The 2,212-nt window shown below is 48.0% G+C and carries 2 protein-coding genes; both read left to right on the top strand.

What is annotated here, in order from left to right; all coding sequences use genetic code 11:
- Positions 1-91: 91 nt before the first annotated feature.
- On the top strand, positions 92-1,216 hold the full coding sequence (locus tag JWH17_RS25030; protein WP_205225060.1) for a tyrosine-type recombinase/integrase: 1,125 nt from the start codon (positions 92-94) through the stop codon (positions 1,214-1,216).
- Positions 1,128-2,030, top strand: a complete 903-nt coding sequence (locus JWH17_RS25035; protein ID WP_205225061.1) for a tyrosine-type recombinase/integrase — start codon at positions 1,128-1,130, stop codon at positions 2,028-2,030. The genes JWH17_RS25030 and JWH17_RS25035 overlap by 89 nt, the downstream gene beginning before the upstream one ends.
- Positions 2,031-2,212: the final 182 nt, after the last annotated feature.

The following is a 2,212-nucleotide window of genomic DNA, read 5'->3' on the forward strand; positions in this document are numbered from 1 at the left end:
CTGTTTATACGTAACAAAGTGAAAACCGCATAAAGTGTTATAATGCGGTCATTAACATCCTGTTTTTTCAACAAAGAAAAAGGAGGACTCGATGACCGAAACAACAGGTATACGCCAAGACGTACTAACTCCTGATTACCATCCAACCGCCCCCTCTCGCTCCATTTTTCCGGAACCCGCATCCGAGACCGTCCCTTATAAACGCAAGATATTGGACCGCTGGACTACACGCATAACCGCAAGTGGCCTGCCAGGCAACCAATTAGTCACAGCATACTTGCACGGCAAATATATCAAGAACCTTTCGCATCGTACCATTGACCATGCAGGCGGCGTCATTCTGGCTTTCATGCATTTCCTCAACAAAGAAAGTAGTTCTATATTGGCATTGACGAGGGGTGACATCGGTGCTTTTGTAGAAGGAGAGCAAGATAGGGGGCTAAAGACCGTATCAATAATTTCCCATTTGAGGGTGGTCTACGCCTTCATCAACTACCTCGTAGATCAGGAGATCGTACCCCCAGAAATCATGAACCCTAAAATTCGCATGCAGGAACCAGACGCACTCCCCAAGGCAATTCCCAAAGAAGATATCAATCGTATTCTTGATGCAATTGCAAGTGTAAGAGATCGAGCTCTGATCATGCTCCTACTGCGAACCGGTATGCGAATCGGAGAGCTGCTGGAGGTAAAGGTAGCTGATATCCTCCTCCATGATCAGAAGATTCTTTTGTACGTAGGATCGAAGAACTATGAAGGAAGAGAAGTCTATTACAGTGCTGATGCCGAACAGGCGCTGAAGCAGTGGCTGCGGACCCGCGACAAAACCCGGCGCTATCTGTTTTACGGCAGGTCGGACAAACCGCTGACCTATGCTTCCGCATGGAATGCGATGAGAAAGACGCTTAAGCGAGCAGACCTATTAGATAAGGGGTACAGCCCTCACAGCCTCAGACACACCTTCGCCACAGACATGATTAATGCCGGTATGCACGTCGAAGTCCTGCAGCAAATCCTGGGTCATCAGGATATCGAGATGACTCTGCGCTATGCACGACTCTCAGATCAGCGAAAAGAAGAAGACTATTACCGAGCCATGGCAGTTATCCAACGGAGAGGAGAATCTGATGAACCTTACCGAGTCAGTACTGCATTACAAAAGGTATTTGAAGAGAAGAAACTACTCCAACCACACAAGAAAAAACTATCTGAATAGACTGCAGCACTTTCTTGGCTGGCTACCGGTTACGGTTGAATTGGCAGAGTCGATCCATATCAAGCAGTTCATCGACATCCTGCTGGACAGAAGGCTCGGTCCTCAGACGATTAACGGTCACCTGATTGCCATTCGCAGCTTCTACCGTTATCTCCAGGAAGAGGAACAACGGGAAATTGACAACCCGGTCATCAGTGGTTTATCCCTGCGTCTGCCCAAACCGCTTCCAAGATTCCTTCAGGACAGCGAGGTCGCTGCGTTTTTCGGTGTGATCAGCAAACAGCGTGATTTGGCCATATTCTTGTTAATGCTGCGCTGCGGCCTGAGAGTTGAGGAGGTGGCCAATCTGACCATCGGGGTTATTGACCACCGTCGCAACCAGATCATGGTGCGGTGTGGTAAAGGTGCCATGGATCGACTTGTTTACCTTTATGACGATGCGGCAGAAGCGTTAGCTGCGTATTTACAGCTGCGGCCTGAGACGGAAGAGCCTCGGATCTTTCTGGTTGAAAAAGGCCTCTACAAAGGTAAACCATTATCGGTGAGAGGCATTCAAAAGAGAGCTGAGCACTACTCAGTAAAAAGCGGTGTTCATGTTAGTTGCCATCAGCTTCGGCATACGATGGCCACAGATTTGCTCAACGCCGGTGCCGACATTGTTACGATTCAGTATCTGCTTGGTCATAGTAAAATTAAGACGACTATGCGCTATGCCCGCCTATCAAACCAGAAGGCTCGTATGGACTATTACCAGGCTATGACGAGAATCATGGAAGTAAAAGGATCGCTGACCTCATGGAATATGAGGTGTTAAACCGCTCCACCAGAGACCACCTGCTCCGACGAGCGATTTGAGGGCCCATTCTCACAAGCGGCCTCTGACTCCGCTCAGTTCGGAGATAAATCTTGACTTACAAGGATATAATGAGAAAAATTAGCTGTAGGTAACCATCTAAATCAACAGGAAAAAACAGGGTTGTTACGTATACAAACTGT

It is taken from the genome of Desulfogranum marinum, from assembly GCF_016918565.1.
Classification (GTDB): Bacteria; Desulfobacterota; Desulfobulbia; order Desulfobulbales; family Desulfobulbaceae; genus Desulfogranum; species Desulfogranum marinum.